We start from the raw sequence: 15663 nt of genomic DNA, 5'->3' as shown, positions 1-15663 counted from the left end.
GAAAAATAGATAATTTGTATATATTTGTTATTTATGGGTATAAGATCTTTTCTCAAATTGATGGCCTCCATGATATACTGTCGATATTGCATGAAGTATAGCAAATGGAGGAAGATGAGATGGTAAAACAGCGAATACTGCTGATAAGCCTAGTTGGTTTCCTGATATTTGGCCTGTTATTAGGGGGGAAGGTTGTCTATCAGAAAAACTGGCAGGATGTTTCAATTATGAATCAAAGTCAGAAAATCCCAGGCGTCGAATCTGCTAAAATTGTGAATATTGAGGGCCAGAAAGAGCTGGATGTCGTTACTAACAAGATAACCGATCTCCGTCTCGCTGGACTTGCCCTTCAAAAACTGACTGATAATTTACCAATTCGATTCTTGGACCAAAATAATGATGTTTTAAAGAAGGTATTTGGTCAAATGCAGTTTGCGTTACAAGAAGGAATTGCAACAGGTAATTTTACAGAAATGGAACAAACAGTTAGAGGGCAAGTAGAAAAGGCTGGAGTTCAGCTAGAATTAGAGATAGACAATGATGCTATTTACGTGATCTTGAATCAAGGAGATGCCCAACTTGTTGAAGTGATCGAACGGCATGGGCAAGTGAATTATTTACCAACTGAAAAACAATAGGGTTTTATAGATAGGAGGAGAGAGCGTGAAATTAGATATCATAATAGGCTCGGGGGTTGGAGTTTTCGCCTTTCTAATAGTCATGGGATACAACGTGCTTCCCGTGGGGTTACTCCTCGTGGGGGCTTATTTAGTATGGACTTTAGTTTTGTCGCGACAAGTTTTGAAAAATGGTAATGGGGTGTCTATAGCAACTACACAGATCAATTTTGAGGACATCGGGGGACAGAGCGTCGCGAAAAAAGAACTTCAAGAAGCCTTAGATTTTTTACGATACTCAGATCGGATGAAGGCCCTAGGGATTCGTCCGTTAAAGGGAATATTGCTGTCTGGACCGACAGGCACTGGAAAAACATTATTAGCCAAAGCTGCAGCAAAGTACACAGATTCTGCCTTCCTGTCAGTATCTGGAAGTGAATTTGTAGAAATGTATGCTGGAGTTGGCGCGGAACGTGTACGAGGTCTATTTCGGAGAGCGCGTGAAATGGTTAGAAAGGAAAAGAAAACGAGTGCGATCATTTTTATTGATGAGATGGATATCTTAGGTGCCAAGCGCGGAAGTAACGTTTCCCATCATGAATATGACCAAACCCTTAATCAACTATTAGTTGAAATGGATGGTTTAAAGGCTGAGCAAGGGGCCCATATTTTAGTCATGGCAGCCACAAACCGTCTGGAAGCCTTGGATGACGCATTACTTCGGCCGGGGCGTTTTGACCGGCAAGTGAAAGTTGATCTTCCGGATAAAGAAGGTCGAGTGGCAATTTTAAAAATCCACACAAAAAATAAACCGTTAGCCAAGGAGGTTAATCTCGAAGAAATCGCTCACGAAACCTTCGGATTCTCAGGAGCGCATTTGGAAAGCGTCACGAATGAGGCAGCGATTTTTGCCCTGCGTGAAGAGTCGAATGAGATTAATGAGCACCATTTACATGAAGCAGTTGAGAAAGTGATGTTAGGAGAAAAACTTGATCGGAAACCATCGATAGAGGAATTAAGGCGTGTAGCGATCCATGAGAGCGGACATGCAATGCTTGCGGAAAAGGTCCGACCTAACTCGGTCGCTCAGATTTCTATCCGATCACGAGGAAACGCTTTGGGATATGTTCGTCATTACCCTAAGGACGATTTATATCTATACACCCAGGCGATGCTGGAAGATCAGATCATGGTGGCTTTGGCAGGGGCACTGGCAGAAGAGGTGATCCTAGGCACCAAAAGTACTGGCGCTATGGGAGATTATGAACAAGCTCTTAATCTCGTTGAAAAGTTGCTTCTCGCTGGGATGTCTTCTTTAGGGGTTGTTGATGTTTCCCTCTTGAGCGCAGAACAACGCCAACCCGTGACGAGTGCCATTTTAACTGGTCTCGAAGAACGAACGATGGAGATTATTAAGGAAAATACAAAGGTTTTGTTAAGGCTTGCTGAGATTCTGGCAGATGAGGAAACTTTGACTGGAGATACTTTGCGAATATGTATAGAAGATGTAGCTTGAGTAGTTGAACCTCTAAAATAAGGGGTTCATTTTTTTTACTTTCTTTTATAGGAAGGAGGATAATGTTTGGTAAGATGAGAAATAACTAACCAGTGTGAATGTTTAGCAATTGCACGGATTATGGGAGAGTGATAAAATATATGAAGGCTGAAATTGTCTCTACTGGAACAGAATTATTACTTGGTGAAACCCTCAATACAAGTGCACACTTTTTGACAGGAAAACTGTCTGCGCTGGGCATTGAAGTAGACTATCATACGACGGTTGGGGACAATCCCGAACGTTTAGAGCAGGTTTTACGTCAGGCGATCGGGCGAACAGATCTCCTCGTTACAACGGGGGGGTTAGGACCGACAGTGGATGACTTAACGAAGGAACTTGTTGCAAAGGTTTTGGATCTTAAGATGGAGCTAGATCCCTCTAGTTTAGAACAGATTAAGAAATTCTTTGGTCGTCGTAAGGCCCCTATGCCTATGAACAACGAGAAACAGGCCTATTTTCCTGAAACATCCAAAATATTGCCCAATCCCATCGGAACGGCTCCAGGCGCCATTATTGAAAAAAACGGTAAGACCGTTATTATATTGCCGGGTCCTCCGTTCGAAATGACCCCTATGTACGAAAATTATGTGTACTCAGAGTTGCAAAAAATTATGGATCCAAAAGTCGAACGGATGAACGAACGTGTCCTAAAAGTGTTTGGTATGGGAGAGTCTGCAATTGAGGAAGTACTAGCAGATCTGATGAATCTTTCAAATATGTCTATGTCATTACTTGCCAAACGTGCTGAGATGCACATTCGCTTGGTGGCGAGAAGCTCAAAAAAGACGTCGGAAGAAGCTGGAGAGGTTTTGAATCGGGCAGAAAAGGAAATCCGACTCCGCTTAGGAGACAAAGTATTTGGGCGTGATCAGGAAACTATGATTGGAATAGTAGGACAACTCTTAAAAAACCAGAAGTTAACGATTGCAACGGCAGAGTCGTGTACTGGAGGGTTACTAGGTGCTGGCCTCACTCAAGAACCGGGAAGTTCTGAATTTTATGTGGGTGGGGTTGTTAGTTATTCTAATTCTGTCAAACAAGGGTTACTTGGGGTAAGTGAAGAAAGCCTTTCAAAATATGGTGCTGTGAGTGAAGTAGTTGCCAAGGAAATGGCAGAAGGTATCCGTTCTCAAGTTGGATCAGATCTGGGCATCTCAACGACAGGTATCGCAGGGCCAGATGGAGGTAGTGATCAGAAACCGGTTGGTCTTGTTTACGTTGGTTTAGCTACGCCTGAGGGTGTTCAAGTAGAAAAAATTCAGTTTTATGGGGAACGGGAGTCTGTTCGTCAGTTGACCGTTCAAGCTGCACTTAACAAGGTGCGAATGTATATGTTAAACCTCGAAAGGAGACTACAATTCGGTGATGGTTGAACGTTTACAAAATTTCGGTGATAACCAATTAAGTAAACAGGTTTTACAGGCATTGTCAGAAATGGGGTTTGAAGAGCCTTCTCCAATTCAAAGGGAAGCTATCCCAGTGGCATTGGAGGATCTTGACCTTATTGGGCAGGCCCAGACAGGGACTGGGAAAACTGCCGCTTTTGGAATTCCAATAATAGAAAAGGTAAACCCAAAATTTCAAGCGGTACAAGCGCTAATAGTGACTCCAACTCGTGAACTGGCGATACAGGTTGCAGAAGAAATAGCTAAAATTGGGAAGTACCGGCACGTCAAACTGCTTCCAATTTATGGAGGTCAGCCGATCGATCGTCAGATCCGTGCCCTGCGAATGGGTTATCAGGTGGTTGTCGGAACTCCTGGTCGCTTATTAGACCATTTAAACCGGGGTACACTCCGTCTTCAATATGTGAAAATGGTGGTGCTTGATGAAGCCGATGAAATGCTGGATATGGGTTTTATTGAAGACATTGAGAGTCTTTTAAGGGAAGTCCCCGCTGAAGGTCGGCAAGTTATGCTCTTCTCAGCTACCATGCCGCAGGGGATTCGCAAATTAGCTCAAACCTATATGAAAAATCCTCGTTCCGTAACCGTTAGTCGGGATGAATTAACCGTGCCTCAGATTGAGCAGGTTTTTTATGAGACTAGGGAAAGTGTTAAAGTCGATGCTTTGGGCCGAATTATTGATACGGAGGATATCGGGCAAGGAATTATTTTTTGTCGAACTAAACGGGGTGTAGATGAACTGGTAATGTCACTGGGAGCCCGAGGATATTCTTCGGATGCATTACATGGGGATTTGAGCCAACAACAACGTGATCGGGTTATGAAACGTTTCAGAGACGGGAAGTCGGAATTATTGGTAGCAACCGATGTTGCGGCCCGGGGCTTAGATATAAATAATGTAACCCATGTCATTAACTTTGACATTCCTCAGGATCCAGTTTCTTATGTGCACAGAATCGGACGAACTGGGCGGGTTGGACGTAAAGGTCGGGCTATAACTCTGATTTCACCGAAGGAATACCGACAACTTCGACTGATTGAAAATCTTATTAAGACGAGAATCCGTCGTCAAGAACTTCCGTCACTGGCGGATATCAGCGAGCGACAGGCAGAAAATCTTAAAAACCAACTGATTAAACTAATTCAAAGCGACCGCTTGGGAAATTATCGGGCGATTGTCGGTGAGTTGCTCGAGGAATATGATTCCACAGATGTGGCAGCCGCTGCCTTAAAGTTCGCGGTCGAGGGAGCGAGTGCCGAAGAAATCCCAGAAGACAGAGAACAAGAAGATATTCATTTTGCAAACACTGGAGCAGCAGCGGGAATGGTAAGGTTTTTCATTAACATCGGTAGGATACAGCAAATTCGCCCGCAAGATATAACTCGTTGGATCGCAGATGAAAGTGGAATACCTGGAAAGATCATTGGAATGATTAACATCTATGATAAATTTACGTTTGTCGAAGTTCCAGCGGAACATGCTTCTAGGGTTTTGAGTTGTATGCATCAGGCGATGATTAAAGGACGTAGGGTCAGTGTTGAACTTGCCAAAGCCCGTGAAAACGCTTAATTCTTTTGAAAAAAGGCTTTAATGGGTCAAAAAGCTAACCACTGGTTAGCTTTTTGATATGTAGGGATTCATGAATTGTCCTTGCGGGACTACGGGACCGAATGAACTCGTTCAACTAAAGTTGAACATCGAGGCTTGTGGGGAACGCTACCCCCACTGAAGTGGAGTATGGGGTCCAACTCCCACTTGTAGAAGTGAGAGTCTTACGATTGGATCAATGTAAATATATTTGTCAAATAACGCTTTTTACTGTCGATTGAAACATAAACAAATTGACAAGTATCAAGGGGTACATTTATAATAAACCGAACAGATGTTTTGCTAAAGCGCGAAAATGTGTAATTAATCAATATAGAGGAGGAGATCGGAATGGCCGAAACGAATAAGCTGAAAGCACTTGACATTGCACTTGCTCAGATTGAGAAGCAATTTGGCAAAGGCTCAATTATGAAACTTGGGGAATCTCCGGCGGGAATGGTAATCGATGTTATCCCGACGGGTTCATTGGCGATAGACCTTGCCTTAGGGGTTGGAGGGGTGCCACGCGGGCGAGTTATTGAGATCTACGGACCAGAGTCATCGGGTAAAACAACCGTGGCGCTCCATATAATAGCAGAAGCTCAAAAATTGGGCGGCGTGGCTGCCTTTATTGACGCTGAGCATGCTCTCGATCCTGTCTATGCAAAGGCTTTAGGGGTTAATATCGATGATTTGCTTGTCGCTCAACCCGATACAGGAGAACAAGGGCTAGAAATCTGTGAGGCTCTTGTGCGCAGTGCTGCTGTGGATGTCGTTGTCATCGACTCTGTCGCAGCTTTGGTTCCCCGTGCAGAGATTGAGGGTGAAATGGGAGACAATCATGTCGGTTTGCATGCTCGTCTCATGTCACAAGCCTTGCGTAAGTTGACAGGATCTATTAGCAAAAGCAATACTTGTGTGATTTTTATTAATCAAATTCGTGAAAAGATTGGCGTTATGTTTGGTAGTCCAGAGACAACCACTGGTGGACGAGCGCTTAAGTTTTATGCCACGATAAGGATGGACATACGTCGGCAGGAAGCAATAAAAAATGGTCAGGAAATAATCGGAAACAAAACCCGGGTCAAAATTGTTAAGAATAAAGTTGCGCCTCCTTTTCAATTAGCGGATTTCGACATAATGTACGGTGAGGGGATTTCTCGTGAAGGAAGTATCGTCGACATCGGTACGGAAATGGAGATTATTACAAAGGCAGGGGCTTGGTACTCTTATACTGGAGAGCGATTAGGTCAGGGGCGTGAGAATGTTAAGGAATACCTTAAGCTACATCCAGATATGGCTGACAAACTGGAACAATTGATCCGAGCGAACATGAATGCCGTTGCAGTCATTGCTGACGAAGAAGAAGATGATGATTCCCTTGACGAACTCTAAACCTCTTAAAAGCGCTCGAGAAGTCGCCTTGGATTGTTTATCACGTCGGGCACTGACCCATTATGAATTAGAAACTCGTCTCAAGGGAAAAGGGTATGAAAGTTCGGAAGTTAATGAAGTATTGGAAAAAATGGAGAAATTAGGTTACCTCAATGACCAAGAACTGGCTTTGACAGTTGCACAAAATAGGCTTAAACGATATTCACAGCGAAGGGTGCTCCAAGATTTGCAAAATCGAGGGTTAGCACCCCAAGTGGTGGAACATGCGTTAGAATCATCGTATTCAAGCGATGCTGAGTTTCAGCAGTGTGTAACCCTGGCAAGACGGTGGTGTGCACAAGAGGGCACACGTTGGGATCAAAGAATTCGTTATCAAGAAACAACAAAGAAGGCTCTGCCACGTGAACTGTCGCTTCAGCAAAAAGTTGCACGTAAGCTTATTCAACGTGGTTATACCTCGGATATGGTTAGAAACGTACTTCAAACCATCATTAATGAGAGTGATGAGATAGTAAACCCCGGTGTATAAAATGCCCCAGTTTAGGACAAGCTTGACATTGTTTGCAAATGATATTAAAATCTTAGCAGAGACCTGTCTCTGTTAAGATTTAACCTTTAAAGGTTTTCTTATAGATTTCGTAGTAGTCAGCTTTTGATATACGTTTTTTGACTAACGAGAGTTGTAGGAAACGGGGGAAGACTCCCGTCTTTAAGGTTATGCTTACTGTGACTGGTTTTGGAAACCAGTTTTTTTTATTTGAAACATATAATTTTGACAAACAAGGAGGTGTGCACGTATGGAAACAGTTATTACCGGGTTAGTCGCCATTTTAGTTGGGTTAGCTCTGGGTGCCTTAATGGGTTGGCATATTCGTAAAAATACTGCAGAAAAGGGTATTGGCTCTGCAGAAGAAGAAGCAAAACGTATTGTTGAGAGCGCTCATTCTGCAGCTGAAAGCAAGAAAAGAGAATCTGTCATAGCAGCTAAAGAAGAAGTCATGCATCTTCACAACGAAGTTGAAAAAGAAACTCGTGAACGTCGTAACGAACTTCAGCGACTTGAACGTCGCTTGCTCCAAAAAGAGGAGAGTTTGGATCGTAAAATTGAGTCCCTTGAACGCAAAGAAGAAAATCTACATCGCAAAGAAAACGAAGTAGAACATCAAAAAGAAGAGCTGAATCAGCTTGTTGGCAAAGAGCAAGCTGAACTAGAGCGCTTATCTGGTCTGACCTCAGAAGAGGCTAAACAGTTACTTCTGAAAAGAGTGGAAGAAGAAGTACGTTATGAGTCAGCAATCATGATTAAAGAAATTGAGACTCGTGCGAAAGAAGAAGCTGAAAAACGGGCTAAAAATATTATTGCCCTAGCTATTCAGCGGTGCGCAGCGGACCATGTGGCCGAGACGACCGTATCCGTTGTGGCATTGCCCAGTGATGAAATGAAAGGCCGAATTATCGGTCGTGAGGGCCGAAATATCCGAACTTTGGAAACTCTCACTGGAATCGATCTAATTATTGATGATACCCCTGAAGCCGTGATATTGTCAGGGTTTGACCCAATTCGACGTGAAGTCGCGCGTATTGCTTTGGAAAAGCTGATTGCCGATGGCCGAATTCACCCAGCCCGCATTGAAGAGATGGTGGAAAAGGCTCAGAAAGAAGTTGACCAAAAGATCCGCGAAGAAGGGGAACAGGCAACGTTTGAGACAGGCGTGCACGGGTTGCATCCTGAACTAATTCGTTTGCTTGGACGACTTAAATTTCGGACAAGTTACGGACAAAATGTTTTGAAGCATTCAACTGAAGTATCTCATTTAGCAGGGTTGATGGCCGCGGAATTAGGTGTCGACATTCAGCTTGCCAAACGAGCAGGTTTGTTGCATGATATTGGTAAGGCTGTTGATCATGATATGGAAGGGACCCACGTTCAAATTGGGGTTGACCTTGCCAGAAAGTACAAAGAATCCAGTGATGTTATCCATGCAATTGAAGCTCACCATAACGATGTAGAACCCAAAACTATTGTTGCAGTTCTTGTGGCTGCCGCGGATGCAGTTTCTGCAGCTCGCCCAGGAGCACGTAGAGAAACCCTTGAGACGTATATTAAACGTCTCCAAAAACTAGAAGAGATTGCTGAGAGCTTTGAAGGGGTAGAAAAGTGTTTTGCTATTCAAGCTGGACGCGAAGTTCGCATTATCGTTAAACCAGATAAGATTGATGATGTGCTAGCTCCACGAGTTGCTCGTGAGATTAGTAAGAGGATCGAAGAAGAACTTGAATATCCAGGACAAATTAAAGTTGTCGTGATCCGCGAAACTCGAGCAGTTGATTTTGCCAAATAGTTAATATTTGATGTTTAAACAGGCGATCCTGCGGATCGCCTGTTTCTTGTTAAGAATGAAGCTTGATCCCAGATATACCCAGCTTTATGTGGAGATCTTCGTGCAGGAGATTACAGCTTGATGACGAATAATTATCATGCTAAGGAGTGCAAACGAGAGGGCTGATAATACGGATGTTGGGTAACTTATTACATAAAGATGCAGATCGCGTACAAGAGGGAGTAGGACTACTGAGTTCAATTCTGATGAGATACGCTGAGGTGGGTTCAGTTCATTATTGGTGTGAGCAACATGCTCTCAAATTCACGTTTATGGTCCAGCACCACCAAGAGGTCTCTTCTCTGCGAGAGATCTTTAAACCTGCGTTAGAATTCTTTCATCAACTTGAAGGTAAGAACATGCGAATTTTTGATCTCACGTGTCATAATGAGGAAGACGTTTGTCTGATCACGATAACTAGGGATGTAGATAGTATGACCCAACGAGAAGTGGGTCTAATCGTTGAACTGATCAAGGGGAAATATAAGAAACAGTTGCTTTATGATGAACTGTATCTGCCTGAAGATGAGCAGATTTTCCAGGAAGAGATGATAACCCACATGTTGTATTCAATCCATAGTGATGATATGGATAAAAACGTGGTAGCCTTGCGTGAAGAAGGCCGAGTATTGGTTTTTAAGAGCTAATGTTCGAGATGCGAAGAGCGAAGTTACATTTGAGATGCTCGGCGGTCGAATATTCGATATTCAAAGTTCTAAACTCGAACGGATAATTTACATTGAAAAGCTGAATAATAACATTCTATGGATAAACGTTAGAATGCTAACTAAGAACCTCAATTTGAAGGGAGGGACGTATGTGCACGTTCTTTTTATTGGAGATATTATGGGCAAACCTGGAAGGGAAGCGGTCAAACGGTTTTTGAAGCCCATTCAATTGGAATATAAGATAGATGTGACAATTGCCAATGCAGAGAATGCCGCGGCAGGCAAAGGATTAACTAAAGTTATTGCCGAGGAACTTTATGATTATGGAATCCAATTTTTGACCATGGGAAATCATGTTTGGGATCAACGTGAGATTAGAAATTTTATCGATGCTGAACCAAGACTTGTTCGGCCCGCGAACTACCCAGTCGGAGCACCGGGCCAAGGATATGGTTTTATACGCACCATGGGTATCAAGATCGGGATTCTAAATCTTTCAGGACGTATTTTTTTGCCGCCTCTAGATGACCCATTTAGTGGCGCCATACGCTGTATCAATCAGATCAAACAAGAGACTCCTATTATTATTGTTGATTTTCACGCTGAGGCATCATCAGAAAAAGTTGCTTTGGGCTGGTTTCTCGATGGCTTGGTAAGTGCCGTTGTTGGGACTCATACTCACATTCAAACAGCTGATGCTCGTCTCCTTAATCAGGGGACAGCGTATATTACAGATGTTGGCATGACAGGACCTCGGGATTCAGTCTTGGGAATAAAAAAGGAAATTATAATTAATCGTTTTTTAACCCAACTACCTGCAAAGTTTGAGGTGGCGAGTGGTGCGTTTCAGCTTAATGCCGTGGTCATAGACATTGATGAAAAGACTGGAAAAGCTCGTCACATCGAAGCAATTCAACGGTTTGCCGAGGCTTAAAGCTGTAGGGTTAATTATACATTGTCTCTATGAGGTAAAGAATCTTATATGACACAATTGATAATACTAAGTGTACGGCGAATCAGTAGAGGGCACGATGCATCGTGCCCTCTACTGATTTATAGAAAGATCTGAAAAATAATTGTATTAATAGAGGATTTTGTCTGTTCGTTCTCGAATACATATATTCAAAGTTGTGGTAATACTTGTAAAATGAATTCGAGCAGGAGGATGTTTCTATGGATGTATTAAAAGTCTCAGCTAAATCTAGTCCGAATGCGGTTGCCGGTGCTCTGGCAGGAGTCCTTCGCGAAAGAGGCGGTGCAGAACTACAGGCTATCGGAGCGGGTGCTCTCAATCAAGCCGTAAAGGCAGTTGCGATTGCTCGTGGTTTTGTGGCCCCAAGCGGAGTGGATCTAATTTGTATTCCTGCCTTTACAGACGTCATCATTGACGGAGAAGAGAGAACGGCTATTAAGTTAATTGTTCAGCCACGTTAAGCGTCTTCAGAGAAGCGCCTGTTTGCTTTATTCAAAAGCGGGCAGGTGTTTTATTATGTTAAAATATAATGGCTTTAGAAATTAGAAGAGCAGAATATAAATAGTATAGAAGGAGGGCTAAACATGAAAAATCCCTATATAGTGGACGGACATTGTGATAGCTTAATTAGTTTTGTCAATAATGATAGAACGCTTAACAATCCTGCTGAGGGCGGGCAGTGGGATATCCATAGGGCAAGGCAGACTGGCGTAGCTCTTCAATTTCTAGCAGCCTTTATAGAGACAAAGTATAAACCTACCAGATCTTTACAGCGTGGATTACAACTCATCGAAGGAGCGCATCGATTTATAGCGAATCATCCAGACGAGGTTTTCCTGGTTCAGAAGAAACTTGACCTTGATAAGATACCTGACCCAACTCGTCTTGGAATCCTGCTAAGCGTAGAGGGTGGAGAAATTCTAGGAGAAGATCTCTTTATATTGGATATTATTTTTAAACTTGGGGTTAGAGCCTTGGGCTTAACTTGGAATCAACGCAATGCTTTGGCAGCTGGTGTAGGTGAACCGGATACTCGTCTAAAACTGTCGGTTTTTGGGCAAGAAGTTGTCCAACGAATGAATAAACTTGGGATGATTGTCGATGTTTCTCATCTCAATGAAACGGGATTTTGGCATGTCTTAGAGGTTTCGAAGGATCCCATTGCAGCAACCCACTCCTGTGCAAAAGCTCTGTGTGAGCATCCCCGAAACCTAACAGATCAACAACTCCGTGCTTTAGGAAGACATAAAGGGGTTGTTGGGGTGAACTTCTATCCTCAGTTTCTGAAAGAAACAGGTGTAGCGACTCGGGATGATGTGGTGCGCCATATTTGCCATATTGCTGAGGTCGCTGGTGTAGAAACGGTCGGGTTAGGTTCGGATTTTGACGGAATCGAGGAAACGCCAGATGGACTTGAGCAGGTCGGGGAGTATCACTATCTACAAGAGGATTTAATAAAAATAGGTTTTTCTAATCAGGAAGTTGAGCAGATTATGGGGCGTAATCTTATGCGTCTTTTGACGGACGTGTTAAAATAAGAAGTGAAGTAGATCCATAAGAAAAGGGGTTAGCAAGTGGATTCGGGATTGGACTTATACGAAGTAGATTTACATTGCCATACGACAGAATCTGATGGATCATTATCCCCGACTGAACTTGTTCAATTAGCTGCGAAGTTGGGTTTAAAAGGGATAGGTATTACTGACCACGATACAATACAAGGGTGGGAAGAGGCCGAGGATGCCGGCAAGACTTATCAAATACGGATTCTTAAAGGGCTAGAATTGAACACAAATTGGGGTGGTAAAGAGGTTCATATCCTAGGATACGAGGTGGATAGTTCTGCTACGTTCTTAACGGATAAGCTGGAAGATTTGCGCAAGGCGCGAGAAAAACGAATGGTGGAAATACTTGACCGTTTTAAAGAGATGGGGATAAATATATCAGTCGGTGAAGTTCAACAGTTTGCACACGGAGAATCTATTGGACGTCCGCATATTGCTCAGGCGCTCCTCGAACGAGGGTATATAAAGAACATTCAAGAAGGGTTTGACCGTTACATCGGGAAGGGGGGGCCAGCTTATGTTCCGCGCTATAATCTGACTCCAGAAGAGGGTATTCATTTAATACGAGAAGCGCATGGTGTAGCAGTTCTTGCTCATCCAGGAGTGCAACGTTTAGAAGAAGGAATTCCAACCTGGGTAAAAGCAGGTTTACAAGGGATTGAAGTTTTACATTCTCAACACAGCACAGACGATGAATTGAGGTATCTTGAGCTTGCGCAGGAGTATCATCTAATCCCAACAGGAGGATCTGACTTTCACGGAGAAGTATGTAAACCTGGAGTGAACCTCGGAGGATGGGGTGTGTCACTCGTTGTATTCCAGCAAATTCTCGATTTAGCTCAGCACAGTAAGTTGTGGTAACTAAGCGCTCCTCCATTCTACATCGTGGTCCTTCTCACCATCAAGGGGCACCAGCCATCCATGGCGGCGCTATTAACCTCTAACGACTTGTTTGAGGATTGGGAATAGGAACACTCGTTTATCCATCCATGGACAGCCACTAGCCAAGTTTTCTGCTTTATTAGGGTTAAAACGCGATACCCCGGCATAGAATACAAGGGTAAATAGAGTCGGGGGGCGTAAAAGCAATGGATCCTTTAGACGAAGTAAAATTACTAAGGGCTCGTGTTGGGGAACTGGAGCAGCGTGTTGAACATTTAAGAGTCAGTCGTCGAGTACTAATGAACCTGTTAGAGAAAGTAGAACGCGAGAAGGTGGTCCTAGTTCACCGCCTTGAAAAGGAAAACGTGCGACTACAACGAGATAATAAGAGATTTGCCAAATGGATTTTTTCGAAGAATAGGGAAATAGTGGAGCTCCAAGAGAAAATGGAATCATACCCGCAAAAAGCATGAGTCAGCCGCTTGGTGACTCATGCTTTTTATATTAATGTGCGTTATCGGCACTTTGTAACACTCGACCTAATTCTGTTTTAGGACTATGATGTTCACGGATCAAAAGACAGATCACGGGGTTTAAGCCCGCACTCTGGGCTAAATTACTGCCCCAAATAGCATGCTGGGAAGCGGTTAATAAGGGTGTTGCGAAAACAGTGTGGCTGCTTTCAAGGCGGGACCAGAAGGACGGGGGCATTTTCTGCATCAGGACAACAAATACTCGATGCCAGAGACGGGTGTTTACCTTAGATTTACCACAATCATGAAGGAGTGCAGCAGCGAGAAGGTTGCGAAAGTCAAAGAGAGTAAACGAGTTTTTATCTTTCATCAAACTTTGAGCCACATCAAGAGCGTGGCGCTGTTCGGGTTGTGACTGCTTAAGAAAAAGTGAACCTGCCTCAGGGGATAAGTTTTCTAGGGCCCAAGTGATTTCTGAAGATTCCACATGAGGCGCAATAGCATGGATAAATTGTTGTACGCGATAGAACAAAGCGTTACTGCCTCCTGTCTCCATTTATCATAATGAACTAACTCTATTTTACATGGTTTAAGAATAAAAATTCAAGCGAAGATATATGCTGTTCTTTTCCAACTAAATCTGCTATACTAATTAGAAAACTATTGTGAAGGGAGCTAATCATGCATTCCAATCGTATTATCAAAGAAGCAGCACTTACATTTGATGATGTACTCATTGTTCCTGCTAAATCCGAAGTTCTACCTCGAGATGTTGATGTCAGCACATATTTAACGAAAAGGATAAAACTCAATATTCCGCTAATGAGTGCCGGCATGGACACAGTCACAGATTCTCGCATGGCGATTTCCGTTGCGAGAGAAGGCGGAATCGGGATTATTCATAAAAATATGAGCATTGAGAAACAAGCATTAGAAGTCGATAAGGTAAAACGATCGGAACATGGTGTTATCACGGATCCTATCTTTTTGCATCCGGAAGACAGTGTCCATCAAGCCTTGAAGCTTATGGAACGCTATCGGATTTCAGGAGTTCCCATTACCGTCAAAGGAAAATTGGTTGGTATATTAACCAATCGGGATCTGCGCTTTGAGAAAAATTATGATCGTATAATTAGTGAGGTTATGACCAAGGACAATTTAGTGACAGCCCCTGTTGGTACGACACTTGAAGAAGCCCAAAAAATATTAGGCCATTATAAGATTGAAAAGCTACCTATTGTTGATTCTGAGGGGATGCTTAATGGACTAATTACAATTAAAGATATCGAAAAGACACGCCAATATCCGTATTCTGCTAAAGACGAAAGTGGCCGTTTACGAGTAGGTGCTGCTATCGGTGTCACTCCAGATACGTTGCAGCGTGCTGAAGCGTTGGTTAATGCCCGCGTTGACGTGCTTGTCCTTGATACAGCTCATGGACACTCCAAAGGGGTTATTGAAATGGTGCGGATCTTAAAGGACCGCTTTCCTGATACTCAGATTATTGCAGGTAACGTGGCAACTGCGGAAGCAACTCGTGATTTGATCGACGCAGGTGCAGATGCCATAAAAGTCGGGATTGGACCGGGCTCCATTTGTACGACACGCGTGGTGGCTGGTATAGGAGTTCCTCAAATTACAGCGGTTATGAATTGTGCGGAAGAAGCGGATAAATCAGGCATTCCAATTATTGCTGATGGCGGGATTAAGTTCTCTGGGGACATCGTTAAGGCTTTGGCAGCAGGAGCTCAAATTGTGATGATCGGAAGTCTCTTCGCTGGGACTGAAGAAAGTCCGGGCGATATGGAAATTTATCAGGGCCGGAGTTTTAAAGTGTATCGGGGGATGGGTTCAATTGGCGCGATGAAAGAAGGAAGTCGCGACCGTTATTTCCAAGAAAAAGACCAGAAACTGGTTCCTGAGGGCATTGAAGGTCGAGTCCCGTTTAAAGGACCCGTTTCTGAAACCATCTACCAAATGATCGGCGGACTCCGCGCTGGGATGGGGTATGCTGGAACAGAAAACATTGAGGCATTAAGGACAAAAACACATTTTATGCGCATAACTGCAGCAGGTTTACGCGAAAGTCACCCTCACGATGTGATAATCACCAAAGAAGCACCAAATTACAGCTAGTAAATTAATAACAGAAGGGGG

15 protein-coding genes are annotated in these 15663 nt (G+C 43.4%); 14 read left to right on the top strand and 1 reads right to left on the bottom strand.

The window, feature by feature from the left end; genetic code table 11:
• The first annotated feature begins 119 nt into the window (after positions 1-119).
• From E4K67_RS26650 to E4K67_RS26590, 13 genes are all read left to right on the top strand, one after another.
• Entirely contained in the window at positions 120-638 is a 519-nt protein-coding gene (locus E4K67_RS26650; protein ID WP_135552338.1) for a hypothetical protein, read from the top strand.
• Positions 639-663: 25 nt separating this feature from the next.
• A complete protein-coding gene (locus E4K67_RS26645; RefSeq protein WP_199242663.1) occupies positions 664-2133 on the top strand; it encodes an AAA family ATPase in 1470 nt (489 codons plus the stop codon).
• 140 nt (positions 2134-2273) lie between these two features.
• Entirely contained in the window at positions 2274-3548 is a 1275-nt protein-coding gene (locus tag E4K67_RS26640) for a competence/damage-inducible protein A (protein WP_135552336.1), read from the top strand.
• Positions 3538-5151, top strand: coding sequence for a DEAD/DEAH box helicase (locus E4K67_RS26635; protein ID WP_135552334.1), 1614 nt, complete (start codon positions 3538-3540; stop codon positions 5149-5151). Before E4K67_RS26640 ends, E4K67_RS26635 begins: the two co-directional genes overlap by 11 nt.
• A gap of 369 nt (positions 5152-5520) precedes the next feature.
• Positions 5521-6564, top strand: a complete 1044-nt coding sequence (recA, locus tag E4K67_RS26630) for a recombinase RecA (RefSeq protein ID WP_135552333.1) — start codon at positions 5521-5523, stop codon at positions 6562-6564.
• Complete coding sequence (locus E4K67_RS26625; RefSeq protein ID WP_135552387.1) at positions 6542-7093, top strand: regulatory protein RecX; 552 nt, start codon at positions 6542-6544, stop codon at positions 7091-7093. The genes recA and E4K67_RS26625 overlap by 23 nt, the downstream gene beginning before the upstream one ends.
• A gap of 268 nt (positions 7094-7361) precedes the next feature.
• The gene (gene rny / locus E4K67_RS26620; protein ID WP_135552331.1) at positions 7362-8906 is read left to right on the top strand and encodes a ribonuclease Y; all 1545 of its coding nucleotides are present in this window, start codon (positions 7362-7364) and stop codon (positions 8904-8906) included.
• 173 nt (positions 8907-9079) lie between these two features.
• A complete protein-coding gene (locus tag E4K67_RS26615) occupies positions 9080-9592 on the top strand; it encodes a hypothetical protein (RefSeq protein ID WP_135552329.1) in 513 nt (170 codons plus the stop codon).
• Between the two features lie 172 nt (positions 9593-9764).
• A complete protein-coding gene (locus E4K67_RS26610; protein WP_135552327.1) occupies positions 9765-10547 on the top strand; it encodes a TIGR00282 family metallophosphoesterase in 783 nt (260 codons plus the stop codon).
• Between the two features lie 239 nt (positions 10548-10786).
• Entirely contained in the window at positions 10787-11047 is a 261-nt protein-coding gene (locus E4K67_RS26605) for a stage V sporulation protein S (protein ID WP_135552325.1), read from the top strand.
• Between the two features lie 123 nt (positions 11048-11170).
• Positions 11171-12124, top strand: a complete 954-nt coding sequence (locus E4K67_RS26600; RefSeq protein ID WP_135552323.1) for a dipeptidase — start codon at positions 11171-11173, stop codon at positions 12122-12124.
• Positions 12125-12160: 36 nt separating this feature from the next.
• A complete protein-coding gene (locus E4K67_RS26595) occupies positions 12161-13012 on the top strand; it encodes a PHP domain-containing protein (protein WP_135552321.1) in 852 nt (283 codons plus the stop codon).
• A gap of 227 nt (positions 13013-13239) precedes the next feature.
• Positions 13240-13506 carry a translation initiation factor 2 gene (locus tag E4K67_RS26590; RefSeq protein WP_135552319.1) on the top strand — a complete coding sequence of 89 codons (267 nt, stop codon included), beginning with the start codon at positions 13240-13242 and terminating at the stop codon, positions 13504-13506.
• 31 nt (positions 13507-13537) lie between these two features.
• Here E4K67_RS26590 and E4K67_RS26585 read toward each other — a convergent pair whose 3' ends face one another.
• Entirely contained in the window at positions 13538-14038 is a 501-nt protein-coding gene (locus E4K67_RS26585) for an HD domain-containing protein (protein WP_135552317.1), read from the bottom strand.
• 149 nt (positions 14039-14187) lie between these two features.
• On the opposite strand from E4K67_RS26585, the gene guaB reads away from it, so the two are divergent.
• The gene (gene guaB, locus E4K67_RS26580) at positions 14188-15642 is read left to right on the top strand and encodes an IMP dehydrogenase (protein WP_135552310.1); all 1455 of its coding nucleotides are present in this window, start codon (positions 14188-14190) and stop codon (positions 15640-15642) included.
• The last annotated feature ends 21 nt before the right edge of the window (positions 15643-15663 follow it).

Origin of the sequence: Desulfosporosinus fructosivorans, from assembly GCF_004766045.1 — a bacterium.
Lineage (GTDB): Bacteria > Bacillota > Desulfitobacteriia > Desulfitobacteriales > Desulfitobacteriaceae > Desulfosporosinus > Desulfosporosinus fructosivorans.
The sequence above is the reverse complement of the archived record's forward strand: the minus strand, read 5'-3'. Positions and strand labels throughout refer to the sequence as shown.

What these genes read in the sequence shown, in the direction of transcription:
- E4K67_RS26650 (WP_135552338.1), top strand. Translation starts at nt 120, where the DNA reads ATGGTAAAACAGCGAATACTGCTGATAAGCCTAGTTGGTTTCCTGATA.
- E4K67_RS26640 (WP_135552336.1), top strand. Translation starts at nt 2,274, where the DNA reads ATGAAGGCTGAAATTGTCTCTACTGGAACAGAATTATTACTTGGTGAA.
- recA (WP_135552333.1), top strand. Translation starts at nt 5,521, where the DNA reads ATGGCCGAAACGAATAAGCTGAAAGCACTTGACATTGCACTTGCTCAG.
- E4K67_RS26625 (WP_135552387.1), top strand. Translation starts at nt 6,542, where the DNA reads ATGATTCCCTTGACGAACTCTAAACCTCTTAAAAGCGCTCGAGAAGTC.
- rny (WP_135552331.1), top strand. Translation starts at nt 7,362, where the DNA reads ATGGAAACAGTTATTACCGGGTTAGTCGCCATTTTAGTTGGGTTAGCT.
- E4K67_RS26615 (WP_135552329.1), top strand. Translation starts at nt 9,080, where the DNA reads ATGTTGGGTAACTTATTACATAAAGATGCAGATCGCGTACAAGAGGGA.
- E4K67_RS26605 (WP_135552325.1), top strand. Translation starts at nt 10,787, where the DNA reads ATGGATGTATTAAAAGTCTCAGCTAAATCTAGTCCGAATGCGGTTGCC.
- E4K67_RS26600 (WP_135552323.1), top strand. Translation starts at nt 11,171, where the DNA reads ATGAAAAATCCCTATATAGTGGACGGACATTGTGATAGCTTAATTAGT.
- E4K67_RS26590 (WP_135552319.1), top strand. Translation starts at nt 13,240, where the DNA reads ATGGATCCTTTAGACGAAGTAAAATTACTAAGGGCTCGTGTTGGGGAA.
- guaB (WP_135552310.1), top strand. Translation starts at nt 14,188, where the DNA reads ATGCATTCCAATCGTATTATCAAAGAAGCAGCACTTACATTTGATGAT.